Annotated in this window: 26 protein-coding genes, 1 tRNA gene and 1 pseudogene; 11 read left to right on the forward strand and 17 right to left on the reverse strand. The window is 68.9% G+C overall.

The genetic code is table 11. The features are described 5' to 3' along the window. Positions 1-9 precede the first annotated feature (9 nt). Together FHS97_RS15170 and FHS97_RS15175 are read left to right on the forward strand one after the other, a co-directional pair. Complete coding sequence (locus FHS97_RS15170; protein ID WP_184039896.1) at positions 10-282, forward strand: hypothetical protein; 273 nt, start codon at positions 10-12, stop codon at positions 280-282. Positions 283-406: 124 nt separating this feature from the next. Further along, on the forward strand, positions 407-637 hold the full coding sequence (locus tag FHS97_RS15175) for a hypothetical protein (protein ID WP_184039899.1): 231 nt from the start codon (positions 407-409) through the stop codon (positions 635-637). 105 nt (positions 638-742) lie between these two features. Here the strand turns inward: FHS97_RS15175 and FHS97_RS15180 are convergent, their stop codons facing one another. Together FHS97_RS15180 and FHS97_RS15185 are read right to left on the reverse strand one after the other, a co-directional pair. Further along, positions 743-1,507 carry a glycosyltransferase family 2 protein gene (locus FHS97_RS15180; protein WP_184039902.1) on the reverse strand — a complete coding sequence of 255 codons (765 nt, stop codon included), beginning with the start codon at positions 1,505-1,507 and terminating at the stop codon, positions 743-745. 164 nt (positions 1,508-1,671) lie between these two features. Beyond that, entirely contained in the window at positions 1,672-2,697 is a 1,026-nt protein-coding gene (locus tag FHS97_RS15185; protein WP_184040148.1) for a rod shape-determining protein, read from the reverse strand. 302 nt (positions 2,698-2,999) lie between these two features. Between FHS97_RS15185 and FHS97_RS15190 the strand changes: the two genes are divergently transcribed. Next, entirely contained in the window at positions 3,000-4,289 is a 1,290-nt protein-coding gene (locus FHS97_RS15190; protein WP_184039905.1) for an HD domain-containing phosphohydrolase, read from the forward strand. Next, positions 4,286-5,392 carry a diguanylate cyclase domain-containing protein gene (locus FHS97_RS15195; RefSeq protein ID WP_184039908.1) on the forward strand — a complete coding sequence of 369 codons (1,107 nt, stop codon included), beginning with the start codon at positions 4,286-4,288 and terminating at the stop codon, positions 5,390-5,392. Before FHS97_RS15190 ends, FHS97_RS15195 begins: the two co-directional genes overlap by 4 nt. 62 nt (positions 5,393-5,454) lie before the next feature. Here the strand turns inward: FHS97_RS15195 and dapF are convergent, their stop codons facing one another. The 5 genes from dapF to rplK form a co-directional block, all read right to left on the reverse strand. After that, on the reverse strand, positions 5,455-6,399 hold the full coding sequence (dapF, locus tag FHS97_RS15200; RefSeq protein WP_184039911.1) for a diaminopimelate epimerase: 945 nt from the start codon (positions 6,397-6,399) through the stop codon (positions 5,455-5,457). A gap of 40 nt (positions 6,400-6,439) precedes the next feature. Next, entirely contained in the window at positions 6,440-6,895 is a 456-nt protein-coding gene (locus FHS97_RS15205) for a DUF6456 domain-containing protein (RefSeq protein ID WP_184039914.1), read from the reverse strand. 133 nt (positions 6,896-7,028) lie between these two features. After that, positions 7,029-8,192, reverse strand: a complete 1,164-nt coding sequence (locus tag FHS97_RS15210) for an alpha-hydroxy-acid oxidizing protein (protein WP_184039917.1) — start codon at positions 8,190-8,192, stop codon at positions 7,029-7,031. Between the two features lie 347 nt (positions 8,193-8,539). After that, positions 8,540-9,232: a 50S ribosomal protein L1 gene (gene rplA / locus FHS97_RS15215; protein ID WP_184039920.1), complete on the reverse strand. Its 693-nt coding sequence runs from the start codon at positions 9,230-9,232 to the stop codon at positions 8,540-8,542. A gap of 4 nt (positions 9,233-9,236) precedes the next feature. Further along, positions 9,237-9,668 carry a 50S ribosomal protein L11 gene (rplK, locus tag FHS97_RS15220; protein ID WP_028966921.1) on the reverse strand — a complete coding sequence of 144 codons (432 nt, stop codon included), beginning with the start codon at positions 9,666-9,668 and terminating at the stop codon, positions 9,237-9,239. A 263-nt stretch (positions 9,669-9,931) separates the two neighbouring features. On the opposite strand from rplK, the gene FHS97_RS15225 reads away from it, so the two are divergent. Next, a complete protein-coding gene (locus tag FHS97_RS15225) occupies positions 9,932-10,867 on the forward strand; it encodes an AraC family transcriptional regulator (RefSeq protein WP_184039923.1) in 936 nt (311 codons plus the stop codon). Positions 10,868-11,006: 139 nt separating this feature from the next. Here the strand turns inward: FHS97_RS15225 and nusG are convergent, their stop codons facing one another. From nusG to FHS97_RS15255, 6 genes are all read right to left on the reverse strand, one after another. Then, entirely contained in the window at positions 11,007-11,543 is a 537-nt protein-coding gene (gene nusG, locus FHS97_RS15230; protein ID WP_022687599.1) for a transcription termination/antitermination protein NusG, read from the reverse strand. Positions 11,544-11,560: 17 nt separating this feature from the next. Then, positions 11,561-11,758 carry a preprotein translocase subunit SecE gene (secE, locus tag FHS97_RS15235; protein WP_184039926.1) on the reverse strand — a complete coding sequence of 66 codons (198 nt, stop codon included), beginning with the start codon at positions 11,756-11,758 and terminating at the stop codon, positions 11,561-11,563. Between the two features lie 282 nt (positions 11,759-12,040). Next, entirely contained in the window at positions 12,041-12,280 is a 240-nt protein-coding gene (locus tag FHS97_RS15240) for a hypothetical protein (protein ID WP_184039929.1), read from the reverse strand. Positions 12,281-12,379: 99 nt separating this feature from the next. Then, positions 12,380-12,455, reverse strand: a tRNA-Trp gene (locus FHS97_RS15245). 59 nt (positions 12,456-12,514) lie between these two features. Continuing rightward, a complete protein-coding gene (locus FHS97_RS15250) occupies positions 12,515-14,866 on the reverse strand; it encodes a putative bifunctional diguanylate cyclase/phosphodiesterase (protein ID WP_184039932.1) in 2,352 nt (783 codons plus the stop codon). 332 nt (positions 14,867-15,198) lie between these two features. Further along, positions 15,199-16,962: a fatty acyl-AMP ligase gene (locus FHS97_RS15255; protein WP_184039935.1), complete on the reverse strand. Its 1,764-nt coding sequence runs from the start codon at positions 16,960-16,962 to the stop codon at positions 15,199-15,201. A gap of 120 nt (positions 16,963-17,082) precedes the next feature. Here FHS97_RS15255 and FHS97_RS15260 point away from each other — a divergent pair, with 120 nt between their 5' ends. The 4 genes and pseudogenes from FHS97_RS15260 to FHS97_RS15275 form a co-directional block, all read left to right on the forward strand. Continuing rightward, entirely contained in the window at positions 17,083-17,625 is a 543-nt protein-coding gene (locus tag FHS97_RS15260; protein WP_311770246.1) for a regulatory protein RecX, read from the forward strand. Between the two features lie 73 nt (positions 17,626-17,698). Further along, entirely contained in the window at positions 17,699-18,280 is a 582-nt protein-coding gene (locus FHS97_RS15265) for a cold shock domain-containing protein (protein WP_343053468.1), read from the forward strand. Positions 18,281-18,339: 59 nt separating this feature from the next. Continuing rightward, complete coding sequence (locus tag FHS97_RS15270; RefSeq protein WP_184039941.1) at positions 18,340-18,735, forward strand: NADH:ubiquinone oxidoreductase subunit NDUFA12; 396 nt, start codon at positions 18,340-18,342, stop codon at positions 18,733-18,735. 218 nt (positions 18,736-18,953) lie between these two features. After that, positions 18,954-19,187 (forward strand): annotated as a pseudogene (locus FHS97_RS15275) (DUF2155 domain-containing protein); the annotation flags it as partial. Between the two features lie 35 nt (positions 19,188-19,222). On the opposite strand, the gene aat reads toward FHS97_RS15275, so the two are convergent. The 4 genes from aat to FHS97_RS15295 form a co-directional block, all read right to left on the reverse strand. Beyond that, positions 19,223-19,888: a leucyl/phenylalanyl-tRNA--protein transferase gene (gene aat / locus FHS97_RS15280; RefSeq protein ID WP_246346716.1), complete on the reverse strand. Its 666-nt coding sequence runs from the start codon at positions 19,886-19,888 to the stop codon at positions 19,223-19,225. Between the two features lie 62 nt (positions 19,889-19,950). Then, positions 19,951-20,658 (reverse strand): ParA family protein, encoded by a 708-nt coding sequence (locus tag FHS97_RS15285; protein WP_184039946.1) that lies wholly within the window; start codon positions 20,656-20,658, stop codon positions 19,951-19,953. Between the two features lie 260 nt (positions 20,659-20,918). Further along, a complete protein-coding gene (locus FHS97_RS15290; protein ID WP_184039948.1) occupies positions 20,919-21,305 on the reverse strand; it encodes a hypothetical protein in 387 nt (128 codons plus the stop codon). A 71-nt stretch (positions 21,306-21,376) separates the two neighbouring features. Next, positions 21,377-22,660 carry a Y-family DNA polymerase gene (locus FHS97_RS15295; RefSeq protein WP_246346705.1) on the reverse strand — a complete coding sequence of 428 codons (1,284 nt, stop codon included), beginning with the start codon at positions 22,658-22,660 and terminating at the stop codon, positions 21,377-21,379. 147 nt (positions 22,661-22,807) lie between these two features. Here FHS97_RS15295 and FHS97_RS15300 point away from each other — a divergent pair, with 147 nt between their 5' ends. Together FHS97_RS15300 and FHS97_RS15305 are read left to right on the forward strand one after the other, a co-directional pair. Then, a complete protein-coding gene (locus tag FHS97_RS15300; protein WP_184039954.1) occupies positions 22,808-23,809 on the forward strand; it encodes a cysteine synthase A in 1,002 nt (333 codons plus the stop codon). A 39-nt stretch (positions 23,810-23,848) separates the two neighbouring features. Then, positions 23,849-24,190 (forward strand): hypothetical protein, encoded by a 342-nt coding sequence (locus FHS97_RS15305; protein WP_246346706.1) that lies wholly within the window; start codon positions 23,849-23,851, stop codon positions 24,188-24,190. Positions 24,191-24,601 lie beyond the last annotated feature (411 nt).

The following is a 24,601-nucleotide window of genomic DNA, read 5'->3' on the forward strand; positions in this document are numbered from 1 at the left end:
GCATCACTTATGCGGATCGGAGCGTATCGTCCGTTCGGCTGGTACGCCGCGGCGGTGGCCCAGTTCGAAATCGCAATCGCCAGCGGCTGGTCCGTCTCGGCCACCGAAGAGCATCAAAACATCGAGGTCGCTCGTGATGCGACGATCCGGACGGCGATCGACAGGATGCTCGACGCCGCGTCCGGTGCGAGTTCGCAGGTGGCCAATTGCATGATCGTTGGCGTTGATGATGATCAGGAGCGTAGCTTTTCGATCACCCTCTCGATCATCGACTATATCTGAGCATCCGGGATCAATCCTTGCGCTAGGCGTAATGTCCTGTTTTGGAACGGATTTGCCGCAGGACGCGTGTTGGGGCTGATGTATGTTGAGGGGCGCAGCGGGCGCGTTACGTAAGGCGCACGCGATGCCAACGTTTCGCGTAGCCATCGTGGATGGCGCTGCTTCTGCCTCCTCGATCGAGGAGCATTCTACCATCGAGGAGGCAAAGGATCGCACGATCCGTGCGGCGCTGTCGCTCCTCTTGAAGGCGCGAACGAAGGAAAACCGGCGCACCGCGACCTGTGAGGTCGCGGAGATGCCGCACGGGCAGCAGCTGAGCTTTCAGGTTACGCTGGAGCTGAAGGACTTTATCTAGCCGGCGCGGCGGACGTATTCCTCGCTCAAGCGGGCATTGCTTCCCGCAGCCGGGCGCTGACGGGCCGGAACGCCCGGCGACCGACGGTTCGGCACCACAGCACCGTCATCGCTGCCATGTCTTTTCACGCAGGTTGATGTGCGAGAGCTTGCGCGCCTTTAGCCGTGGCCCGAGGAAGCGGTAGAAGTACCAGTCCTTCGCTGCGGCAGGCGTGAAATGGTAGAGCAGCCGCTCGACCAACGTCCAGCGCACGCGGGACCGGTCGGTCCGGCGATCGGAAGGAATGCACCAGAGGTCGAACGGGTACACCACGCGACCCTGCTGCACGACGCGCTGCATGATCTCGTGATCCATCAGCACATACGGCCAGAAGCGTTCGGCATAGCCGCCCGCCGCCAGCAGCGGCGCGACCCGGAAGGTCTGGCCGAAGCCGCCGGTGTGCGTCTGCTTCGGCCACAGCCTGCTCGCGATCCGATTGTGTCGGCGCTTGCGCAAGGCGGCGGCGGGATCGGCGGGCACGTCGGTCGCCATCACCGCGACGATGTCGGGGGCGGCATAAGCGGCGTCGGCGATCGCGAGGTAATCGGGAGGATAGTAGGTGTCGGCATCGCCGAACGCCACATAGCGGGTGGCGAGGTGCGGCATCGCGGCTTCCAGCGCGAAGATTTTGCCCGGGCGTGACTCCGCGAGATGCACCACCTCGACGCCCGGCAGGACCGCGTCACGCGCCAGCGCCGCCGAGCCGTCCGTTGAACCATTGTCGACGAGGATCAGGCGAAAGGGCTTGAGCGTCTGCGCCGCGAGGCTGGCCAGCGTGGCCGGGAGATAGTCCGCCTCGTTGAAATAAGAAATTACAAATGTCCAATTCATCCCGCCGGTTAGCACAGCGGCGGCGGATGTTCACCTTTTGCTGGCACCGCGGGCGGCCGCGCTCGCAGGCGCTTCCGCCACCCCGTCGATGCGGACGGCGCCCGGCCGGCGCGGCGAGCGCAGGGGCGCAGGCCGGCGAGGATCTCGCGCGGCGGACGATCGGCTCACCCTTCGGACAGGGCTTCCCTCAGGCTGGTGTTCTCGAGCGCGAGGCCGGCGCCCAGCGCGACACAGAGCAGCGGGGCGTCGGCGACCACCACCGGAAGACCGGTCGCTATGCTGAGCACCTCGTCGAGGCGCGACAGCAACGCGCCGCCGCCGGTCAGGACGATCCCCTGATCGACGACGTCGGCGGCGAGTTCCGGCTTCACCTCGCTGAGCGTCCGCAGGACGGCTTCGACGATCTGGCCGACCAGATCGGCCAGCGCATCCGCGATCTCCGCCTCTCCGATGCTGATCTCCTTGGGGATGCCGTCGACCAGATCGCGCCCCTTCACCCGCAGCCGCCGTTCTGGCTCGTGCGGCCGGCTGGCGGCGCCGAGCGCGATCTTGATCCGTTCGGCAGTCGCCTCGCCGACCAGGAGATTATGCCGGCGCCGGATGTGCGAGATGATCGCGTCGTCCAGCTTGTCGCCGCCGACCCGCACGGAGCTGCTATAGGCGAGGCCGCTCAGCGACAGCACGGCGACCTCCGTCGTGCCGCCGCCGATGTCGACGACCATCGACCCGGTCGGGCCGGTGATCGGGAGGCCGGCGCCGAGCGCGGCCGCCAGGGCTTCCTCGATCAACCGCACCTCCGACGCGCCCGCGCTCAGCGCCGCCTGCCGGATGGCGCGACGCTCGACCTGGGTGGAGCCGGTCGGCACCGAGATCACCATCCGCGGCCGGCGCTGCCGACGGCTGGCGCCGCCGTGGACCTTGTCGATGAAATGCTTGATCATCTGCTCGGCGACGTCGAGGTCGGCGATGACCCCGTCGCGCAGCGGACGGATGGTGCTGATGTTCTCGGGGGTCTTGCCCATCATCAGCTTCGCGTCCGCGCCGACCGCGAACACGCGCGCAACCCCGTCGCGCAGCTCCAGCGCGACCGCCGACGGCTCATCGATGACGATCCCCCGCCCGGCGACGTAGACCAGGGTATTGACGGTCCCGAGGTCGATGGCGACGTCCTGCGAGCGGAGCCCGAGCATCGAGAATAACTGCACGGGCGTGGCTCTTTCGATCATGCCAGCGTTTCGCTGGCTGCGGGAAGTCGAGCCAGTTGTCGTTATTTGTCAGGGCGTCAACGTCGTTGCGACGAGCGACGCGCGACTGGCGATCGGCCGGGTGCGCCGATCCTGCCGTAACCGGCGCGGGGAACGTCCCCCCACCGGATCCCGGACCTGGTCAGCGCCCGTGCCCGCGCGATACCGACCTGAATTTCTGCTCTTCCACACCGGTCCTTAATCACATGTGCTGCAAACCCATGCCGTTCAGGGGGGCTGGAATAGCGGTGCTGGTAACGATCAAGACGGAGGATGCGCGGCTCGGCATGTTCGTTCACGCCGTTGCGGGCGGGTGGATGGCCAGCCCGTTCTGGCGGCGGCACTTCGTGCTCGAGACCGCCGGCGACCTCCGGAAACTGAGCGCGGCCGGGATCGCGGAGATCGTCATCGATCTGTCGAAGGGGATCGGCCCCGCCGCCGCGCCGCACCGCCCGCCATTTCTGCCCGCACCCGTCGCCGACGCCACGATGGCGGCGGTGCCGGCCGACGCCGCGGAGCCGCACCCGCCATCGCGTCGCCGCCGCGCGCCGATCTCGGCCGAACAGCGCGCACAGGCGGTGGTCGACGCCTCGAAGGTGATCGTGCAGGCGATGTTCGACGAGGTGCGGCTGGGCCGCGCGATCGACGTCCAGGCGCTGACCCCGGTCGCCGAGCGGATCGTCGAATCGGTGACGCGCGACGCCGCGGCGATGCTCAACGTCACGCGCCTGAAGACGAAGGACGAATATACCTATGTCCATTCGATCGCCGTTGCCGCGCTGTTGATCCATTTCGCGCAGACGCTCAAGCTGCCCGACGAGGAGGTGAGCGCGCTCGGCCTCGCCGGGCTGCTCCACGATATCGGCAAGATGGCGGTGCCCAAGGCGCTGCTCGACAAGCCGGGCAAGCTGGAGCCGCCCGAAATGGCGGTGCTGCGCCACCATCCGGAAAAGGGCCATGCGCTGCTGAGCGCCGGGGGCGGGCTGCCCGCGGTCGTGCTCGACGTCTGTCTCCACCATCACGAGCGGTGCGACGGGCGCGGCTATCCGGAGGGACTGCGCGGCGATCAATTGTCGCTGGCGGCGCGGATGAGCTCGATCTGTGACGTCTATGACGCAGTCACGTCGCAGCGGCCGTACAAGCGGCCGTGGTCGCCGAGCGAGGCGCTGTCGCGGATGCGCTCATGGAGCGGCCATTTCGACGTCGAGCTGCTCGACCGCTTCATCGAGAGCATCGGCATCCACCCGGTTGGCGGGCTGGTGCGGCTGCAATCGAGCCGGCTGGCGCTGGTGATCGAGGGCAACGACCGCGAGCCGACCCAGCCGCGCGTCCGCGTCTTCTACGATATCCCGACCCGGCACCGGATCACGCCCTATGACGCCACCGCGACGGTCGCGTTCGATCCGATCCATCGCGCGGAATGCGGGCAGCGCTGGTTCGGCGATGATTGGGACGCGCTGGAGGCCGAGATTCTGGCGGGGCCACCGTCCCCGCTCACCCCGATCGCCAACGTCATGTCGAAGGGAGTGCTGTCGTGACCGCATCATCCTCGATCCCCGTGGCGGCGCGGCGCCGCCGGCGCGTGCTGGGCTGGTTCGCCGGCGACGATGCGCCGGCACCGGCACCGGCGCCTGCTTCTCCGCCCCCTGCCGGCAGCGCCGCGCAGCAGCGCGCCACGATGCTGCGCCGGCTGTTCGACGATATCGGCACGCTGATCTTCTCGCACGCGCTGACGCCGTCGCCATGCGCTTATGGCGTACTCCACGCTTATGTCTCGGGCGAGGATCCGGGCACGGGCGCGGCGGTCGCCGAGCAATTGCGCAGCGGGCAGGGGCTGACCGACGCCGGCCTCGCGCGGATCGCGGCACGCCACGACGAGGCGCAGGCCGGCGCGTTGAGCCGCATCGCGGACGCGCTGGAAGAGCGGATCGGCGACTGTCTGGCGGCGGTCGGCGAATCGCGCGGCACCGCCGAGACGTTCGGCAACGCCTTGCATGTCGAGGCGGGACGGCTGAGCAGCGATCCCAAGGGCACGATCGCGCGGATCATCGGGCTGACCGAGGCGGCGGTCGCGGCGGCGCGACTGGTCGAGGGACAACTCCATCACGCGCGTGAGGAGGCCGACGCGCTGCGCAACGAGCTGCACCGCGCGCGGCAGGCCGCCGAGCACGATCACCTGACCGGGCTCCCCAATCGCCGCAACTTCGAGCAGCGGCTCCGCGAGCATGCCGGCGCGACCAACGCCGGCGGGGTGGTAGCGCTGGTCGACGTCGACGATTTCAAACAGGTCAATGACCGTTTCGGCCATCCGGCGGGCGACCGCGTGCTGAAGTTCTTCGCGGCGTTCGTCCGCGCCGGGCTGCCGCGCGACGTGCTGCTCGCGCGCTATGGCGGGGAGGAATTCGCGCTGCTGTTCAAGGGCATGTCGCTGGATCAGGCGGTGGCGGCGCTGGACACGGTGCGCGAGCGGCTCTCGCAACGCTCGCTGGTGCATCAGGACAGCGGCGAGCTGATCGGGCACATTACCTTCTCGGCCGGGGTCGCCATATTGACCGGCGACACCGCGCTGACCGCCGCCGACCACGCGCTCTATGCCGCCAAGAACCGCGGCAAGAACCAGATCGCGCGCGCCGATCCCTGAGCCGGAACCGGGTCGATCGGCTGCCGCCCGCCGACCGCCGCGCGGTCGGGTCGGGATGATGGTCAGCGCGCCGCGTCGGCGACGCGCGCCCAGGCGGCGATCTCCGCATCATAATGGCGCAGCACGCGCAGCGCGCCCGCGCGCGCCTGCGCCAGATCGACCGTGACGACGCCGTCCCATTCCCATGTCGCATTGCCGTGCAGCGTCACCATCGCCGCCTCGGTCGCGCGCGCGCGGACCAGCCCGCCGCGGTTGAGCACGGTCACGTCATGATCGAACGCGACCCGCCCCGTCAGGCACGCGGCATAGGTCGAGGCGGCCATGGCGCTGCCGCAGCTGTCGGTCAGCCCGACGCCGCGCTCGAAGGTGCGGACGAACAGCGTGTCGGCATCGCGGACCTCCACGAACGAGACGTTGGCGCGATTGGGCAGCCACGCCGGCGCGGCCTCGCAGACCGTGCCGATCGCCACCAGTTCGGCCTCGTCGACGGTGTCGACGAAGGTCACCAGATGCGGGTTGGGCATCGCCACCGCGGTGAAGCGCCGGCCGCCCGGCAACGTCGCGAGCGGCGCGTCGATCAGCTGCGCCCCCGCGCCGGTCAGCGGCCAACGCGCAAGGTCGAGCGTCGCCGGGCCGGCGGTCTCCTCGACGGTATAGACCGATTCGGCGAGCGGCGCGGCCTGTGCGACCGCGGCATGGCTGGTCTTGAGCCGCGCGGTGGCGCCGCCGATCCCCAGCGCCTCGAACCCGGCGCGCGCGACGCAGCGCAGCCCGTTGAGGCAGGTTTCCGCCTCCGACCCGTCGCTGTTGAACATCCGCATCCCGAACGCCGCCTGCGCATCGCCCTCGGTCAGCACCAGCAAGCCGTCCCCGCCGACCGGCCCGCTACGGTCGGCCAGCGCGCGCGCGAGCTGCGCCCAGTCCGGTTCCGACAGCGTCAGCGCGCGCCCGTCGACCAGCGGAAAGTCGTTGCCCGAGCCGTGGCATTTGGTGAAGCCTATCTCCATCGGCCCTATCTGCTGATGTGGTGCGCGCGGGGCAAGAGGGTCAGGGCAGGCGATAATGGTCGGCGAGCCGATCGAGCGCGAGCGTCAGCACCAGCCGCCCGCTGCGCGTCGGCCAGCCCAATGCGCGCTCGCTGTCGGGCAAGCTCTCGCCCGCGCAGACCACGCGCCACAGCACGTCCGACAGGCCCGGGCCAACCGCGGCGATCGCGGCATCGAAGCGGCGCTTGGCGGCGAGCTGCGCGGTGGCCGGGTCCGCACGCTCCCCTGCGCCGCCATCCACGCGTTGCGTCCAGCGCATCGTCACCGCCGGACCGAGCGCGGCGCGTTCGTAATCCTGCTGGAGCCGTTCGCCGCCCTCGTTCTGGCGCCGGCTGACCAATTGGCGCGCCGCGAGCCACGCCAACGGTGATTCGCGGCGGTTGACCGTCACGCGCCGCGCCCCGCCGGTCCCGCGCCGCCCATGTGCGTCGATCGTCTGCTCCACCAGTTCCTGCATCATGCGCTCCGTGCCTGCCGATGCGCGCGGGCTCGCAGATGTTGGAGGTTGTAGGACAGCGTGATTCGCGTTCGATCCACTTGCGGCGGAGCGGGCCGGTGCCGCCGCCGATCCAGCGATGGTGGATCAGCCCCTAGACCCGCCGCGCCCCGGCCGCGCGTACCGCGGCCAACGTCGGCCACCCGTTCACCGCCATCAACAGATCGGCCTCGGCGAGCACGCATTTGAGCACATGCGCGCACCCGGCCGCACCACCCAATGCTAATCCGTAGCAATAGGGGCGACCGAGGCCGACGAGATCGGCACCCAGCGCTACCGCCTTGATCAGGTCGGTTCCCGATCGCACCCCGCTGTCGAACAGCACCGGCACCCGCCCCGCCACCGCCTCGGCGACCGCGGGCAACAGGTCGATCGCGGCGATCCCGCCGTTCGCCTGCCGGCCGCCATGGTTGGAGACGTAGATGCCGTCGGCGCCACAATCGATCGCCCGGTGCGCGTCGTCGGGATGGCAGATGCCCTTGAGGATGATCGGCATTCTGGTCAGCGATCGCAGCCATGCCATGTCGTCCCACGTCAGGACGCGTCCGAACGTCGCCGCCCAGGTCGCGACCGCGGCCTGCGGATCCTCCTCGGGCGGGCGCGTCAGCAAGGCGCGGAACGCCGGATCGCCGAAGTAATTGGCGAGCACATGCCCGCGTAACTGCGGGAAATTTCCGGTGTTGAGGTCGCGCGGCCGCCAGCCTGTCACCCAGGTGTCGAGCGTCACCACCAGCGCGGCATAGCCGGCGGCCTCGGCGCGCGCGACGATGCTGGCGGCGACATCGGGGTTGCGCGACGTATAGAGCTGGAACAGCGCGGGAATCTCTCCGCACGCCGCCCGCACCGCCTCCAGCGGATCGTTGGCGAGCGTCGAGGCGCAGAACGGCACACCGGTCGCCGACGACGCCTGCGCCGCGGCGAGATCCCCGTGTCCGTCGTCGGTGCAGATGCCGTTGACCCCGATCGGCGCCATGAACAGCGGCGAGGGCAGCCTGTGCCCGAACAGCGTCGCCGACAGGTCGCGCGTCGCGGTGTCCACCATCATCCGCGGCACCATTCCCCAATGCGCAAAGGCGGTTGCATTGATGTCCTGCGTCCGCTCGTCCCCGCAGCCGCCCTGCACATAGTCGCGCACCGAGGGCGACCAATGCGCCTCGGCGCGCGCACGCAGCGTGGCATGGTCGACCGGCCATTCGGGCACGATCCCCGACAGGCCCGCGAAATAGATCGCGTTCTGGTAGTCGCCGTAATGCGGCATGATCCTCTCCGTAAGGCGGCGGAGAGTGCCGGGCGGCGGCAGGCTTGTCGATGGGGATGCGGTGGGTGGAGCGTTGGAAAGGCGGCGGTTTTTGTCTGTCCTGACACATGCATGTCAGAGGCGGGGCGGCGTCGCGGGACGAGAAAGACATGCGCCCCTGCCTGCGCAGGGGCGACGGTGCCTCAATCAGCCGTCGCCCCTGCGAGGCAGGGGCGCATGTCTGCCGCCTTCGTCGGTGCGGTCGCCTCATCACCGAGGTCACTGTGTCTCAAGCAGACACGAAAAAGCCGGCGCGCTCTTGCGAGCACGCCGGCCTTTACCTGACGACCTAGGTCGTCGCGTCGGACTTACGCCCCCGCGACTTCCGTGGTGTCGACCTTGATGCCCGGGCCCATCGTCGAGCTGACGGCGACCTTGCGGACATACTTGCCCTTCGCGCCCGACGGCTTGGCCTTGACCACCGCGTCGACCAAAGCGTCGAAGTTGCGACGCAGGTCTTCCTGCGCGAACGACGCCTTGCCGATGCCCGAGTGGATGATGCCCGCCTTCTCGACGCGATACTCGACCTGACCGCCCTTGGCCGCCTTGACGGCTTCCGCGACGTTCATGGTCACCGTGCCCAGCTTCGGGTTCGGCATCAGGCCCTTGGGACCCAGCACCTTGCCGAGGCGACCGACGACGCCCATCATGTCCGGGGTCGCGATGCAGCGATCGAAGTCGATCGTGCCGCCCTGGATGGTCTCCATCAGGTCTTCGGCACCGACGACGTCCGCACCGGCGGCGCGCGCCTCGTCGGCCTTCGCGCCGCGCGCGAACACGCCGACGCGAACCGTCTTGCCGGTGCCGGCCGGGAGCGTGACGACGCCACGGACCATCTGGTCGGCGTGACGCGGATCGACGCCGAGGTTCAGCGCGACTTCGATCGTCTCGTCGAACTTCGAGGTCGCCCCCGACTTCGCCAGCGCGATCGCCTCGTCGACGCCGTGCAGCTTCTCACGATCGATCGTGACGGCCTTCTGCTTCTTGGTCAGCTTCGCCATGATCTCAGCCCTCCACCACTTCGAGGCCCATCGCGCGGGCCGAGCCTTCGATGATCTTGGTCGCCGCGTCGATGTCGTTGGCGTTCAGATCCTTCATCTTCGTCTGCGCGATCTCGGCCAGCTGCGACCGCTTGATCTTGCCCGCCGACACCTTGCCCGGCTCCTTCGAGCCCGACTTCAGGTTCGCCGCCTTCTTGATGAGGAAGGTCGCCGGCGGCGTCTTCGTCACGAACGAGAAGGAGCGGTCGGCATAGACGGTGATGACGGTGGGGAGGGGCGCGCCCTTCTCCATCTCGCCGGTCTGCGCGTTGAACGCCTTGCAGAATTCCATGATGTTCACGCCGCGCTGACCCAGCGCCGGACCGATCGGCGGCGAGGGGTTGGCGGAACCGGCCGGGACCTGCAGCTTGATATAGCCTGTGATCTTCTTTGCCATGCGTCTCACTCTGTTACGGGGCACGGCGTCGCCGCTGCGCCCGGTTCAAGTCTAGCGGTTCGTCCGGGCGCCGCCGTGGCGACACCCTCCCGCAGTTCCAGGTCAATGATGACAGGGAAGCGTGCGCCGTTAGCGGATTACCGCCGAGCGCGCAACCGCCGCATCACCGATGGGCGTGACCGCAACGACACAGGCGTATGAGATTTACGGAGCCATCGCGATTTTTACTGCCGGATCGGTATTTGTTGTCGTAGCCACCAACCATGGGTGGGGCGATTCCGCGTACTGGTGCATCTCTGGGCGGCGCGCCGCTGTCGCTGAGTCGCACGCCCCCGGCGGCGCTCGCCGAGCATATCGCGCGCTTTTTCGTGACCGTCATCGAGCGTCCGACCGACGCGTTGCTCGACGACTTTCTGCTCCACGAGAACGCCTATGTCCGCGTGCCGGTGGTCGGCGCGTGGGAAACGCTGATCGACGATCGCTGGATCGGCTATGAAGGGCCGATGCTGTTCGGCGCGCAGGAGCGGCGCTTCCCGGTCCGCTGCCGCGGCCCGATCGTCGCGGCAGGCTTCATGATCCGTCCGGGTGCATGGTTTTCCTTTTGTGACGAAAGCGCCGACCGGATGGCCGACCGGCTCGCGCCGATCGGTGGCGATTGGGGCGCGGCGCTGCGCTGGGCGACCGAGGATGTCTACGATCACGAGCAGACCTTTGCGCGGCTGGAGCAGGTGGTCCACGAACGCGTGATCGTGCGCGCCATTCCGACCGACTCGCTCAGCGCGGCGTTCGAGCGCATCGCGCGCGTCGATCCGGTGCGCCCGGTCGCCGAGATCGCGGCGGAGTTCGGCATGTCGGGGCGGCGGCTCGACCGCGCGGTGCGCGCCCATTTCGGGCATCTGCCGAAAACGGTGCTGCGCCGCAGCCGTTTTCTCGACATGGCGGCGGTGATGCGCGGCCTTGCGGTGCCGACCGCCGACGAATTGGCGGAGCTGCGTTTCTACGACGCATCGCACCTCAATCGCGAGTTCCGGCAGTTCGTCGGCATGACGCCGGCGCAATTCCGGCGCTCGCAGACGATGCTGTTCACGCCGGGACTGGAGGTGCGCCAACAGCGCAAGCGCGTCGACCTCGCGCCGCATGTCGTCGCCGCGCCGTGGCGTGACGAGGCGGGGGCGGGGACGCCGGCGGCGAGCGCGTAGGCGGCTAAGATAGTCGATGCGAGCGCAGCGAAGCAATCCACGGCGTCCTGATCAGGCCCTGGATGGCTTCGCTAGGCCCGCGACGGCGGATAAGTACGGCGTTGCCCCGGAACACCAAGCCCCGGGGCGACAGGCCGGCTTACTTGCTGCGCTCGACCTGTTCGAAGTCGAGCTCGACGGGAGTCGCGCGGCCGAAGATGCTGACCGAGACCTTGACCTTCGACTTGTCGAAATCGAGTTCCTCGACCGTGCCGTTGAAGCTGGCGAACGGACCTTCCAGCACCTTGACCGCGTCGCCGATCTCGTAATCGACCTTGACCTTGGTCTTCGGCGCGGCGGCGGCCTCTTCCTTCGAGTTGAGCATCCGCGCCGCCTCGGCATCCGAGATCGGCTGCGGCTTGCCCGACGAGCCGAGGAAGCCGGTGACCTTGGGCGTGTTCTTGACGAGGTGATAGACGTCGTCGTTCATCGCCAGCTTGGCGAGGACGTAGCCCGGCATGAACTTGCGCTCGACCGCGATCTTCTTGCCGCGCCGCGCCTCGGTGACCGTCTCGGTCGGCACCTCGATCTGCTCGACCAGCTGTTCGAGGCCCATCCGCGTGGCCTCCGACATGATCGAATCGCGGACCTTGCCCTCGAAGCCCGAGTAGGCGTGGATGATGTACCAGCGCGCCATCTTTTGGAATTCCGTCCTTACTGCGCCAGGCTCAGCAACGCCTTCACGACGGCGTTGAAGATCGAATCGACCGAGAGGAAGAACAGCGCGAGCACCGTCGTCATGATGACGACCATCACGCCGGTCATGACCGTCTCGCGCCCGGTCGGCCAGACGACCTTGGCGGTCTCGGTCCGCACCTGACGGATGAATTCGATCGGGGTCGTCTTCGCCACGAAACTGCGCCTTCGTTGAGCCCTGGCCCGGTTGAGCCTGAAAATGAAGTCCCGGCATAGGATCGCTACCGCTGCCCGGTCCGAAACCGGGAAGCGGTCGGCAAGCCGTCCGCGATGTCGGATGTGGCAAGGGACATAGGATCGTGCACGGCAAAAGGCAAGCGGGGCAGGCGGGTGGCGAACCGCTGGACGATGCCCACGAAAAAGGGCCGGGTGCGCGATGCGCCCGGCCCTTTCGCAAGATCATCGCACGCCGCCGTCACCGGCCGCGTGCGCGTCCGATCAGTTGCTGTCGGAATCGTCGTTGTTGTCGTTGACGATCGCGATCACGCCGATCGCGGCAATGCCGGCGGCGATGATGACGCCGAACAGGCCGGCACCGGCCAGCTCGCTCTTCTTGGCCGACGGCGACGCGGCGCGCGACTGCGCAACCGACAGGCTGGCGGCCGGATTGCTGGTCGCGGCGAGCGCCGGGGTGGCGATGAGGCTGAGCGCAGCGGCGCCGGCGAGGATCGAACGCATAGTAGAACTCCCTTGAGTGGCTTTAACCCAGATCGCGCTATGGCGCTGTGCGGCACAACACGCAAGCGGCGTATTGGCTCCGGATTGACAAAAGGTTTCTGGCAGGAGTGGAGGGACTCGAACCCACGGCCCTCGGTTTTGGAGACCGATGCTCTACCAACTGAGCTACACTCCTGTGCGGGCTGCGCTGTTGAACGTATCCGCAGCGTTCGTCAAGCGATTGCTGCGACGATCCTAGGCGGCATGCGTCTGGAGGTGCCGCATCGCCAGCGCGCGCGCCTCGACGACCGGGAGCGGACGCCCGAAATAATAGCCCTGGATGCTGCGGCAGCCCAGCTCCTGCACCAGCCGAAGTTCGGCCTCGGTCTCGACGCCCTCGGCGGTGGTGGTCATGTCGAGGCTGTCGGCCATCGCGACCACCGCGCGGATGATCGCGATCGCCTCGACCCGTCCGGCCGCGGCGGTCTGGACGAAGCTGCGGTCGATCTTGATCGACGAGAAGCGGGTCGAACTCAGATAGCCGAGCGACGAATAGCCGGTGCCGAAATCGTCGAGGCTGAGCCCGACGCCGAGCGCCAGGATGTCGCCGAGCACGCGCGTCGCGCCGGTGCCCTCGCGCAGGAACACGCTTTCGGTCACCTCCAGCTCCAGCCGCCGCGCGGACAGGCCGCTCTCGGCGAGCGCCTCGGCGACGACCGTAACGAACTGCGGGTTGTGAAGCTGTTCGGGCGAGACGTTGACCGCGACCCGCACGTTGTCCGGCCACGCCGCCGCCTCGGCGCAGGCCGTGCGCACCACCCATTCGCCGATCGGCGCGATCAGCCGCGCCTCTTCGGCGATCGGGATGAACTTGGACGGCGGGATCTGTCCGAAGCCGGGATGGTGCCAGCGCAGCAGCGCCTCGAACCCGCGCAGCGCCCCGCTCGTCGCATCGACGACCGGCTGGTAATCGAGCGACAATTCGTCGTTCGCCAGCGCCTGGCGCAGCGCCATCTCGAGCACGCGGCGCTCCTCGGCCTGCGCATGAAGCTGCGGCTCATAGGCGTGGAAGACGCCGCCGCCCTGATCCTTCGAGCGGTAGAGCGCGAGATCGGCGGAGCGGATCAGCGTTTCGGCGCTGCGGCCGTCGCGCGGGGAGGTCGCGACGCCGACCGACGCGCCGATGTAGAGCGTATGCTGGTCGACCTCATAGGGCCGCGACAATGCCTCGATGATCGCCCGCGCCAGCCGCTCGACGCGCAGCGGGTCGGAGGCGTCGCGCACCACGACGGCGAATTCGTCGCCGCCCAGCCGCCCGACGATTTCCCGTTCTGCCAGCAACGTCGCCAGCCGCTCCGACACCTTGCCGAGCAGCCGGTCGCCGACCGGATGGCCGAGCGTGTCGTTGACCGCCTTGAAACGGTCGAGGTCGATCATCATCAGCGCACAGCGCGTGCGCTCGCGTTCGGCATTGGCGACCGCCTCGGCCAGCGCCTCGTTGACCGACAGGCGATTCGGCAGGCCGGTCAGCGTGTCGAACCGCGCGAGCCGCGCGATCTTCTCGGCCGAGGCGCGCTCCTCGGTGACGTCGGAGGCGACGCCGCGGAATCCACCGAAGTGACCGTCGGCGTCGCGGCGCGGCGAGGCGGCGATCCGCCACCAGCGCTGCTCGCCGGCGACCACCACCGGCAAATTGAGGTCGCGGATCGCCTCGCGGTTGCGCAGCCGCGTCGCGAGTTCGCGCAGCACGGGGGCGACCTGTCCGCTGTCCCAGCCGGTGCCGGCCAGCACCTCCAGCAGCGGCCGTTCGGCGAGCTGGTCGCGATCGACCCCGCAGGCGGCGGCGAAGCGCGCGCTCGGCGCGACGATCCGCCGCGAGGCATCGGTCTGCCACAGCCAGTCGGGCGAGGTCTCGTCGAAGTCGCGCAGCAACAGCCCGATCGTCCCGTCGCGCTCGGCCAGCGTCACGCCGACCGCGTGGAGCATCGCCAGCGCGCGCGCGCGGTCGAAGGTGGAAAGGCACATCAGCGTCGCGAACAGCAGGTCGACGATCGCGGCTGCGGCGTGCCCGGTGATGAACAAGGTGATCGCTGCCGAGAGCGCGGTCGCGCCGATGAAGGTGAGCGTCGCCAGCGGCACCGACACCATGGCCATCGCATAGGCGGCCATCAGCACCGCCACGACGATGTGCATCGCCAGCGCGGTCGTCACGTGGAGATAGGGGCCGAACAGCACCGGCACCGCGCCCCATGCCAGCGCCAGCGCCGCGCTTTCGGCGACGGGCGCATGCATCGCGCCGAGATCGGCATAGCCACCGGCACGATCGGGGCTGCGCAGCCGCCGGACCGCGGTGGCGACCGCGACCGCACCGATCGCCACGCCCCAGCTTGCCAGCCACGGCATCGGCACGCAGGCGTTGAGCAGCATCACCACCAGCGCCGCCGCGGTCAGATTGGCGGTGAGCAACAGCAGCGCGCTGTGTCGTGCCGCCAGCAGTTGCGCCGCGCGAATCCGGCCCCACAGGTCGGGATCGTCACCGTCGCTCAGCCCGAGCAGCGCGGGCAGCGGCGGTTGATGCACGAGCGGCGAGGCGGAGAAGGTGGTCACCTGTCCGTCTTACGCATGGTCTGGTTGACGAAGCGTTGCCCGCGGTGCGGCGTCTCGCGTCGCCCGCAGCCGTCCGCAATCATGCGGTGCAGCGGAAATTGCGCTGCAACTTCAATGGTAAAGGTGGGTGCGCAGGGTCGATCGCCACGCAATGCGCGCGGCGACACCCGCTGCTAACAGCCCGACTTCGCGTCCTTTTATACTTATATCACGCCGACGTGGCGAAAGAGCGGGTTGATCAAAGAATATCCGGCTCACATTGGCGGTCGCCGGCAAACGGGACCATGCGGCCCACGCCTGGGCGACAATCCGGAGGCGGCCGACCTGCCCGCTCAGGCGGCGAGATCGTACGGCTTGATCTCGCCGGCCAGATAGAGGTTGCGCGCCTTGGCGCGGCTCAGCTTGCCCGAGCTGGTGCGCGGCAGCGTGCGCGGCGGGATCAGCTCGACGACGCAGTTCATGCCGGTCACCGAGCGGACGCGATCGCGGATCTCGTCGCGCAGCCGGACGCGCTCGGCCTCGTCCGAGCTGCGGCATTGCACCAGCACCGCCGGCGTCTCCTCACCGCCGGGGGCGGTGATCGCGAAGGCGGCGATATCGCCGGCCTTGAAGCCGGGCAGCTGCTCGACCGCCCATTCGATATCCTGCGGCCAGTGATTGCGGCCGTTGATGATGATCATGTCCTTGGCGCGGCCGACGATGAAGATATAGCCGTCCGACATATAGCCCATGTCGCCGGTGTCGAGCCAGCCATCGACCAGGCACGCGTCGGTCGACGCCTGATCGCGGAAATAGCCGACCATCACGCTGGGGCCGCGACACCACACCTTGCCGATCGCGCCGTCGGGCAGCGGCGTGCCATCCTCCTCGCGGATCTGGATCTCCATGTCGCGCACCGCCTTGCCGCAGTTCACGATCGCGCGGTAGCGCTGCGGGCGATCCTCGCCGTGATGCATCCCCGACAGCTCGGTCTCCTCGACCAGCTCGACGCGGATGCCCTCGCCGACCGGCATCAGCGAGACGGCAAGCGTCGCCTCGGCCAGGCCGTAGCTGGGCAGGAAGGCGGTCGCCTGAAAGCCGGCATCGGCAAAGGCGTCGACGAACGCCTGCATCACGTCGGGACGGATCATGTCCGCGCCATTGCCCGCCACGCGCCAGCGCGACAGGTCGAAGCGATCCGATGCCTTGGTCTGCGACGAGATGCGGCGCGCGCAAATGTCATAGCCGAAGGTCGGCGAATAGCTGAGCGACGTGCCCTTGTTCCGGCTGATGAGGTCGAGCCACGACAGCGGGCGACGCGCGAAATCCTCGGTCTTCAGATAGTCGGTCGACACCTGATTGGCGAGCGGCGACAGGAAGCAGCCGACCAGCCCCATGTCGTGATACCAGGGCAGCCACGAGATGCAGCGATCGGTTTCGGCGATCTGCATCCCGTGCGCATGCGCGGCGAGATTGCTGAGCAACGCGCGGTGCGTCACCGCCACGCCGTGCGGAAAGCGCGTCGAGCCGCTGGAATATTGCAGGTAGCAGACGTCGTCGGCGCTGGCCGCGGGCAGCGAAGCGGCGGGGGCGGGGCGGGTCGCGAACGCGGCCCAGTCGACGCCGGTCACGCCCGATGCTTCGGCGGCGGCGCCGGCCAGTTGCGCCAGCTCGGCCGGATAGATCAGCAGCGTCGGGTCGCAGCTCGCAAGCTGGACACGGAGCTGGTCGATGTAGGACTCGCGCCCGCCGAACGAGGTCGGCAGCGGCAGCGGCACCGGCCATGCGCCGGCGAGCACCGCCCCGAAGAACAACGCGCCGAACTCCGCGCTCGTCTCGGCGACCAGCGCGACGCGATCGCCCGGCGCGACTCCGGCGGCGATCAGCCGCAATGCCGCATCATGCGCATCCGCGCGGAGCTGCGCGAACGGATAGCTGCGCACCAGCGTGCCACGCGCATCGTGGAAGTTGAGCCCGCGCACGCCCGACGCGGCATAATCGAGTGCCTCGCCCAGCGTCGTGAAGTCCGAGAAGCGGCGCGGCAGCCGGTCCTCGGTCGGGGTGGCCGTCGGCGCAACCGTCGCGGGAGCGGTCATCGTGGCGGGGTCGATCGTCATCCTGTGTTCCTGTCGCACCTGTCACGCGTGCGCAATGGTTGACCGGCAAAAATGGCGGTTTGCCGGATGTGTTAAAATTTTGAGCGTTAGAATCCACGGTCAGTGTGGCACAATCAAGGCGTGGCCCTGACACAATCCTCCGCGCGCGCGCCGCGTCGTGCGCCACCGCCGCTCGACGCCGCCGCGCTCGACCGGCTGGCGCTGCGTTATGTCGAGCGCTTCGCGACCTCGCGCGGCAAGCTGGCCGACTATCTGGCGCGCAAGATCCGCGAGCGCGGCTGGGACGGCCCTCCGGTCGATCCGCGCGCCGTGGCGCAGCGGATGGCCGACGCCGGCTATGTCGACGATCGCAGCTTCGCCGCGCAGAAAGGCGCCGCGCTGGCGCGGCGCGGCTATGGCGCGCGGCGCGTCGCGGATACGCTGCGCGCCGCCGGGCTGGAGGAGGCGGATCGTACGCCGGTCGTCGAGGAGGCACGCGCCGCCGCGCTCGACAGCGCGCTGCGGCTCGCGCAGCGCAAGCGGATCGGGCCGTTCGCCGCCGCGCGCGCCGATCCGCGCACGCGCGAGCGGCATCTGGCTGCGATGCTGCGCGGCGGACATGCAATGACGATCGCCCGGCAGGTCGTGGACAGCGCGCCGGGCGAGATTCCCGTATTAGACTGACATATCCCTTCTTGCTTTCGCTCATGGTGCAGTGCACCGATGTTAACCGGGGATGAAACTGGGACAGGACGACGTGCACGACGGGCCTGGCACACCGACCGGGGGCGCGGAACTTCGCGCCGGGACAACCGAGGGCCTGCCGCCGTCGGTCGCGCTGTCGGGCGTGCTCAAATGGTTCGACGCCACGCGCGGGTTCGGCTTCATCGTCCCCGACGATTCGACGATGGGCGACGTGCTGCTCCATTTCAGCGTGCTGCAGGCTTATGGTCGCCGCACCCTGCCGGAAGGAACGCGGTTGCAGGGCTTCGCCGCGCAGGGGCCGCGCGGCTGGCAGGCGGTCGAGATTTCCGCGCTCGATCTTACCGCCGCGACCGAGACGGTGCGCGATCGCGATCGCGAACGCCTGTCGCCCGAGGTCGCGCCCGACGACGCCGCGGCGCAGGCGCAATGGGAAGACGTCAGCGTCAAATGGTTCAACCGGATCAAGGGCTACGGGTTTCTGGTCGCGCTGGCGCGGCCCGGCGACATCTTTGTGCATATGGAGACGCTGCGCCGGGCGGGCCTTGCCGAGGTCGAGCCCGAACAGCGGCTGCGCGCGCGGGTGGTGCAGGGGCGCAAGGGGCCACTCGCGGTCGGCGTCGCGCCGGCCGAATGACCCGTCGGTGACGCGGGGCATTGAACGGGCGCGCGACGGCGGGTAAGCGAGGCGCCACGATGGGCATCAATCTCAACCCCTTCACCTGGTGGAACGGCGCAAGCTGGGGCACCATCCTCTATGGCCTGCGCGGCAAGCGTCAGGTGGGCGAGGATTATCTCGGCAACACCTATTGGGAGGGCGGCCGCGACACCGCGGGCGAACCGCGCCGCTGGGTGATCTATTCGGGCGCCAACGACGTCAGTCGCGTGCCGCCGGAATGGTTCAGCTGGCTCCACCGTCAGGTGGACGGCGTGCCGACCGAGGTGCTGCCCCCGCCGCGCGCATGGGAGAAGCCTGCGGTGCCGAACATGACCGGCACCGCCTTCGCCTATCGCCCGCAGGGTGCGCTGGAGAAGGGCGGTCACCGCGCCGCCGCGACCGGCGATTACGAGGCGTGGAGCCCCGACGCGTGAAGCGTCCGCTCGCGATCGGCGGGCTGGTGGTGGTGGTGGCAGCGGGGGCGACCTGGGCGGGGCTGAACCTGCGCTCCGGCCCGCGCACGCCGTCGCCCGAGGCGCCGATCGTGAGCAAGGCGGTCCCCGACACGCTGCCCGACGTCGCCGCGACGCCCGCCGCCGACGAGGTGCGTGACGACGCGCAGGAGGCGCCCGTCGATGCGGGCACCACGCCGATGGCGCAGCGCGTCGCGGTGCTGGGGCTGCTCAACAAGCGCAACGGCGTCAGCCGCGAACTGACGCTCCGCCCCGGGCAGGCGGGGCGGGTCGGCGACGTGATCGTGCGGCTGCGCGCCTGCGAGAAGACCGCCCCCTGGGAGCCGGAGCAGCTGACCGGCGCCTTCGTCCAGCTCGACGTGCGTGGGGTCGACGGACACTGGCGGCGCGCCTTTTCAGGATGGCTCTACAAGGAGCGCCCCGCGCTCAATGTCGTCCTCCACCCGGTTTATGACGTTTGGCCGAGGAGCTGCACCACCACCTTCCCCGGCACGGCGCCATCCGCGCCTGCTGCGCCATCGAGCGCGAGGAAGTCACCGGCCGCCGTGGCCGCGGCGTCCGGCGCGGCGGAGGAGGGAGCCGCGGACGAGCCGGTCGAGGAAAGCGCCGCGCCCAGCAACTCCATGTAATCGGCGCGGTCGATCTCCTGCGCGCCGAGCGAGGAAAGATGCGTGGTCATGAACTGGCAGTCGAGCAGCGAGAACCCGCCGGCGCGCAGCCGCGCGACCAGCGACGCGATCGCGACCTTCGAGGCGTTCGGTGCGCGGCTGACCATGCTCTCGCCGAAGAAGGCGCGGCCGACCGCCAGCCCGTACAGTCCGCCGACCAGCCGCTCGCCGTCCCAGCATTCCACCGAATGCGCATGTCCCAGCGCGTGGAGGCGCACGAACGCCTCTTCGATCATCGCGTTGATCCATGTGTCGGGGCGGTCCGCCGCCGATTCGGCGCAGAGCGCGATGATCCGCTCGAACGCCCGGTCGACCGTCACCCGGAAGCGGTCGGCGGCGATCACGCGGCGCAGCGAGCGCGACAGATGGAAGCCGTCGAGCGGCAGGATCGCGCGGCGGCGCGGCTCCACCCAATAAATGCTGGTCGCGTCGCGGCTGTCCGCCATCGGGAATACCCCGACCGAATAGGCGCCGAGCAACAGCCCCGGATCGAGTGTCCCGGTGCCGCTCAAGCCCGCCGCTGCTCGATCGTTCGCCACAAATGCGCGAAGGCGGTAGCGGCGGCGCTGCGTGGCGCGGCGACGCCGGTCGGCAGCCGTTGGGCGGAGGCATTCTCGACCGCACTTGCCATCGGGATCACCGGCCAGTCGGGGTGGCGCGCAAGCGCCTCGGCATGGAGCGCGCGGCGGCGGTCGACCATGACATGCACCGGCAGCATCGGCACCTGTCCGCCGAACTCGCGGTCGAGCGTCGCGAATGCCTGTTGCGAAAAGGCCGAGGGGACGACCGGCACCACCAGCAGGTCGGCGGCGCGCACCACCTGATCGGCGGTCTCGGTCAGCCCCGGCGGGCAGTCGAGCACCACCGTGTCGTGATCGCCCAGCTCGGCAACCAGTTTGCGCAGCCGGCGCTTCTTGTCGAGCTCGCGCAGTTGATGGTTGAGGTCGCGCAGCGAGGCGTCGGCGGGGAGCAGGTCGAGCCGGTCGAAGGCGGTCCTGGAGATCAGCTTGGCGGGGGCGACGCCCTTGCCGAACAGCGCCCCGGCGCGGTCGTGCGCGCGCCCGTCGCCAAGCGCCCAGGTCGCGGAGCCCTGCGGGTCGAGGTCCCACAGCAACGTGCGGCGCGCGGAGAGCGTCGCCGCGCACCAGGCGAGATTGATCGCCAGCGTCGTTTTACCGACACCGCCCTTCACGCTGTAGATCGCCACCGTCGTCATGCGCGCGACGCTACGGTCCGGCCGGACGCAGGGCAAGGAAGATGATGTAGATTGGTGCGTGTCCCGCGCCATCGCGGGTCAGGTGACCAAAGGCGGTCACACGAGTCGCCCGGCGACCGTAACGCCGATCGAATGATACCGGTCATCCCGGACTTGATCCGGGATCCCACTGTAGATGCGGCGGGGAAGAAGCTTGGTCCCGGATCAAGTCCGGGACGGCAGAAAAACGGCAGGCCGATCGCAGCCTGCCGATCGGAACCTTACGAGTGGCAGACCAGCTCGGGCTTGCCCGGACGCGTCAGCTTCACTTCGCTGGTGTTGCCGGTCAGCTTCCAGCCGCCCTCGGCGGTCAGCGGATCGCCGGCCTTTTCGGCCTTCAGCGTGGTGGCGGCGCCGCCCTTTTCGGTGCGGACCACGGCCTGCTTGTCACCGTCGAAGAAGGTGACATAGGCGAGGCTCTGGTCCTTGCAGCGCATGGTCTTGTCGGCCTTGATCGCGGGCGGCAGCTCGATCGGCGCGGCATTGGCGAGCGTCGAGGCCATCGGATCGGGGTTGCTGTCCAGCACCTGCGGCGAGGACGGTTCGGAGTTGCAGGCCGACAGCGCCAGCAGAGCGGCGGCCAGCGAGAGGGGGAGGAGCTTCTGCATAATATGTGCCGCTTCGCCGATGCTTTTTAGTCCGTCAAGTCACGGTTTGTTGCGGTGCATCAGAATCTGGGTCATTCGTGAAATTCGTCCATGTCCGGAATACGCCCGAACGCAATCTTCGTGCCGACCCGGTCGAGCCGACCGCCATGCATCGCGCCGACCGACACCGCATGACGCCCGAATCGTTCGTTGATGCGATCCATCGCGCGGCTTAGCGCCAGCCCGCGCGTTTCGCGCGCCAGCGGATCGTCGGCGGGAAGATGCGCGAACAGCGAATGCTGCTCGGCGGTGACCGGCTCGATCTCGGCCAGCGTCACCCCGATCATCCGGCAACCGCTGCGATGCACCACTTCCTGCGCGCGCAACCGCGGCAGCAATGTGTCGAGCGCCGCCAGCACCGCGAAACTGTCCTGCGTCGCCGGCAGCTTTGCGGAGGTGCGCCACACGCTCTTGTCATCCTCGAAGCGGGCATGGAGCACCAGCAGCCGCGCGCGATACGCCTTGCGGCGCAGCCGGCTCGCCGCCTTGAGCGCCAGCCGCCGCGCGGTCAGCCGCACCGCGCCATAGCCGCGCTTGCCCGGCGACAGGACGTGGCTGTGTCCGATCGTGCGGCTTTGCGTCGCCTTCTCGGCGAGATCGACGCCGTGGAGCAGATACCAGAGCCGGTCGCCGTTGGTGCCGCCCCAGGCATGGCCGGCGTCGCGTGGGCGGCGCGCGAGCAATTGCTCGATGTCGTTGACGCCGTCGCGGGCCAGCCGCCGCTCCATCTTGGCGCCGATCCCGCTGATGTCGCGCAGCGACAGGCGGTAGAGTGCATGCGGCAGATCGGCGGCCTCGAACACCACCAGCCCGTCGGGCTTCTGCAGGTCGGAGGCGAGCTTGGCGAGCAGCCGGTTGGGCGCGATCCCGACCGATGAGGTCAGGCACGCGCCGACCTTTTCGCGGATGCCGCGCTTGATCCGCACCGCCAGCGCCTCGGCGTGCGCGCGGTCGTTCTCGTTATCGAGCAGCCGGCACGCGACCTCGTCGATCGAGCAGACCCTGGTGACCGGAATATGTCGCTCGATCTCGGCGACGATCGCATGGTGGAATTCGACATAGCGTTCGTGCCGCGCCGGGGTGACGACCAGTTCGCGGCAACGCTGCTTCGCTTCCCACACCGGCGTTCCGGTCGAGATGCCGTAGCGCTTCGCCTCGACCGAGGCGGCGATCGCGACCGTCGTGTCGGCGCCGACCGGCGCGACGATCACCGGCCGCCCGCGCAGGCTGGGCTGCAATTGCTGCTCGACGCTCGCGAAATAGCTGTTCAGGTCGAGGAACAGCCAGCGCAGCGGGCGGGGCGGCAGGTCGGGCATGGGCGGCTCGGGGGCGACTCGGCTGCGAAAACGAAACGGGAACATGGCAGCTTTGCCGCGGCTTGGCGAGCGCGATGAAGGCGGGAGTGGGGGACGGATAGTTTCAATCGCTTGCGCATCGGCGGACGCGCCCGCATCTACGCCGCCATGCATACCACCACCGATACGCTGGCCCTGATCGGCAATACGCCGCTCGTCCGCCTGAAGGGACCGAGCGAGGCCACCGGCTGCGACATCTTCGGCAAGTGCGAGTTCGCCAATCCGGGCGCGAGCGTGAAGGACCGCGCCGCGCTGTTCATCGTCAACGATGCCGAGGAGCGCGGCGTGCTGGCGCCCGGCGGGACGATCGTCGAGGGCACCGCGGGCAATACCGGGATCGGGCTGGCGCTGGTCGCCAACGCCAAGGGCTATCGCACGATCATCGTGATGCCCGACACCCAATCCAAGGAGAAGATGGACACGCTGCGCGCGCTCGGCGCGGAGCTGGTGACGGTGCCCGCCGCGCCTTATGCGTCGTCGGCGCATTTCGTCCATACCTCGCGGCGGATCGCGGAGGAGACGCCGGGCGCGATCTGGGCGAACCAGTTCGACAATATCGCCAACCGGCGCGCGCATATCGTCGGCACTGCCGAGGAGATCTGGACGCAGATGGACGGGCGGATCGACGGGTTCACCTGCGCGGTCGGCACCGGCGGCACCTTCGCGGGCGTCGGGCTGGGCCTCAAGGCGCACGACCCCGACGTGTGCATCGCGCTCAGCGACCCGCATGGCGCGGCGCTCTACGAATATTATGCGTGCGGCGAGCTGCGCGCCGAGGGCTCGTCGGTCGCCGAGGGGATCGGGCAGGGGCGGATCACCGCCAATCTCGACGGCGCGCCGGTCGACGCGCAATTTCGCATCGCCGATCAGGAAGGGCTCGACTGGACCGACCGTTTGCTGCGCGAGGAAGGGCTGTGCCTCGGCCTGTCGTCGGGGATCAACGTCGCGGGCGCGGTGCGGCTCGCGCGGCAGCTCGGGCCGGGGAAGCGGATCGCGACGATCCTGTGCGACACCGGCTTCCGGTATCTCTCGACGCTCTACGATCCGGCGTGGCTCGCGGCGAAGGGGCTGGTGCGCGGCTCCGTGCACGATCGGCCGTTAACGAATTGATCGACACACGCGCGACGATCGGTTAGAAATGCGCGACCGATGAAGGCTCCTCTCAAAGACAAGGCCGCCGTCGAACGGCAACAGGCGGAACAGACCCGGCAGCGCGTGCGCGTCGGAATGATCGGCCTTGCCGCGGTCGTGCTGTTGATCGGGCTGGCGAGCGCGATCTTTTCTTCGGTCAATCAGCAACAACCCGTGAATGTCACCGGTGCCGCGCAACCGGAACTGGTCGCCAACATGAGCGCGCCGTCCTCTGCCCCAACGGCTGCGCCGACCAACGAACCGCTTGCTGAAATGGGCGTGACCCCCGGCGCCGCCCCCACGCCTGCCGAGCCGCAGCCGCAGCCTTCTCCCGACACACCGACCAACGGCATGTTGTGATCGCCGCGCCGCGGTGCAGGTCCGCGGCGGTTCGACGTGCGGTGCGTCGCCGATCGATTCGGGCGCACGGCGGTTTTCCTCCAAATGTCGTGAGCGCGCGGGCCGGTTTTGCCGTCCTGCCGGTGCATGCGAGTCGTCGGGGAAATCCGGGGATGGCGTGGTCAGACACGGAAAATTGGGAGGATCGAGCGGCATTCGGCGGCAAATCGGTTCTACGCGCGCAAGTGCCACCGCGGATTCCAGCGGGATTCAAGGCGCCAAGCGGCTGATCCCCTGATTTCCCCGAATTTCCCTTCTCTTCCCGGCGTGACCCTGATACGTAAGCGCTACGACATTGGGGGCAGAACCACTGTTGTTTGCTGACGGCAACGTCGGCGCGCGGCGAGGGCTGCGCGTCGGGCAGGGTGGTTG

Source organism: Sphingomonas endophytica (assembly GCF_014199415.1).
Lineage (GTDB): Bacteria > Pseudomonadota > Alphaproteobacteria > Sphingomonadales > Sphingomonadaceae > Sphingomonas > Sphingomonas endophytica.

Excerpts from the sequence above, each read along its gene's own strand:
- FHS97_RS15170 (WP_184039896.1), top strand. The coding sequence starts at position 10 with ATGCGGATCGGAGCGTATCGTCCGTTCGGCTGGTACGCCGCGGCGGTG.
- FHS97_RS15175 (WP_184039899.1), top strand. The coding sequence starts at position 407 with ATGCCAACGTTTCGCGTAGCCATCGTGGATGGCGCTGCTTCTGCCTCC.
- FHS97_RS15180 (WP_184039902.1), bottom strand. The coding sequence starts at position 1,507 with ATGAATTGGACATTTGTAATTTCTTATTTCAACGAGGCGGACTATCTC.
- FHS97_RS15185 (WP_184040148.1), bottom strand. The coding sequence starts at position 2,697 with ATGCTCGGGCTCCGCTCGCAGGACGTCGCCATCGACCTCGGGACCGTC.
- dapF (WP_184039911.1), bottom strand. The coding sequence starts at position 6,399 with ATGGAGATAGGCTTCACCAAATGCCACGGCTCGGGCAACGACTTTCCG.
- FHS97_RS15205 (WP_184039914.1), bottom strand. The coding sequence starts at position 6,895 with ATGCAGGAACTGGTGGAGCAGACGATCGACGCACATGGGCGGCGCGGG.
- FHS97_RS15210 (WP_184039917.1), bottom strand. The coding sequence starts at position 8,192 with ATGCCGCATTACGGCGACTACCAGAACGCGATCTATTTCGCGGGCCTG.
- rplA (WP_184039920.1), bottom strand. The coding sequence starts at position 9,232 with ATGGCGAAGCTGACCAAGAAGCAGAAGGCCGTCACGATCGATCGTGAG.
- rplK (WP_028966921.1), bottom strand. The coding sequence starts at position 9,668 with ATGGCAAAGAAGATCACAGGCTATATCAAGCTGCAGGTCCCGGCCGGT.
- FHS97_RS15225 (WP_184039923.1), top strand. The coding sequence starts at position 9,932 with ATGGGTGGGGCGATTCCGCGTACTGGTGCATCTCTGGGCGGCGCGCCG.
- nusG (WP_022687599.1), bottom strand. The coding sequence starts at position 11,543 with ATGGCGCGCTGGTACATCATCCACGCCTACTCGGGCTTCGAGGGCAAG.
- FHS97_RS15240 (WP_184039929.1), bottom strand. The coding sequence starts at position 12,280 with ATGCGTTCGATCCTCGCCGGCGCCGCTGCGCTCAGCCTCATCGCCACC.
- FHS97_RS15255 (WP_184039935.1), bottom strand. The coding sequence starts at position 16,962 with ATGACGATCGACCCCGCCACGATGACCGCTCCCGCGACGGTTGCGCCG.
- FHS97_RS15270 (WP_184039941.1), top strand. The coding sequence starts at position 18,340 with ATGGGCATCAATCTCAACCCCTTCACCTGGTGGAACGGCGCAAGCTGG.
- aat (WP_246346716.1), bottom strand. The coding sequence starts at position 19,888 with ATGGCGGACAGCCGCGACGCGACCAGCATTTATTGGGTGGAGCCGCGC.
- FHS97_RS15285 (WP_184039946.1), bottom strand. The coding sequence starts at position 20,658 with ATGACGACGGTGGCGATCTACAGCGTGAAGGGCGGTGTCGGTAAAACG.
- FHS97_RS15290 (WP_184039948.1), bottom strand. The coding sequence starts at position 21,305 with ATGCAGAAGCTCCTCCCCCTCTCGCTGGCCGCCGCTCTGCTGGCGCTG.
- FHS97_RS15295 (WP_246346705.1), bottom strand. The coding sequence starts at position 22,660 with ATGCCCGACCTGCCGCCCCGCCCGCTGCGCTGGCTGTTCCTCGACCTG.
- FHS97_RS15300 (WP_184039954.1), top strand. The coding sequence starts at position 22,808 with ATGCATACCACCACCGATACGCTGGCCCTGATCGGCAATACGCCGCTC.
- FHS97_RS15305 (WP_246346706.1), top strand. The coding sequence starts at position 23,849 with ATGAAGGCTCCTCTCAAAGACAAGGCCGCCGTCGAACGGCAACAGGCG.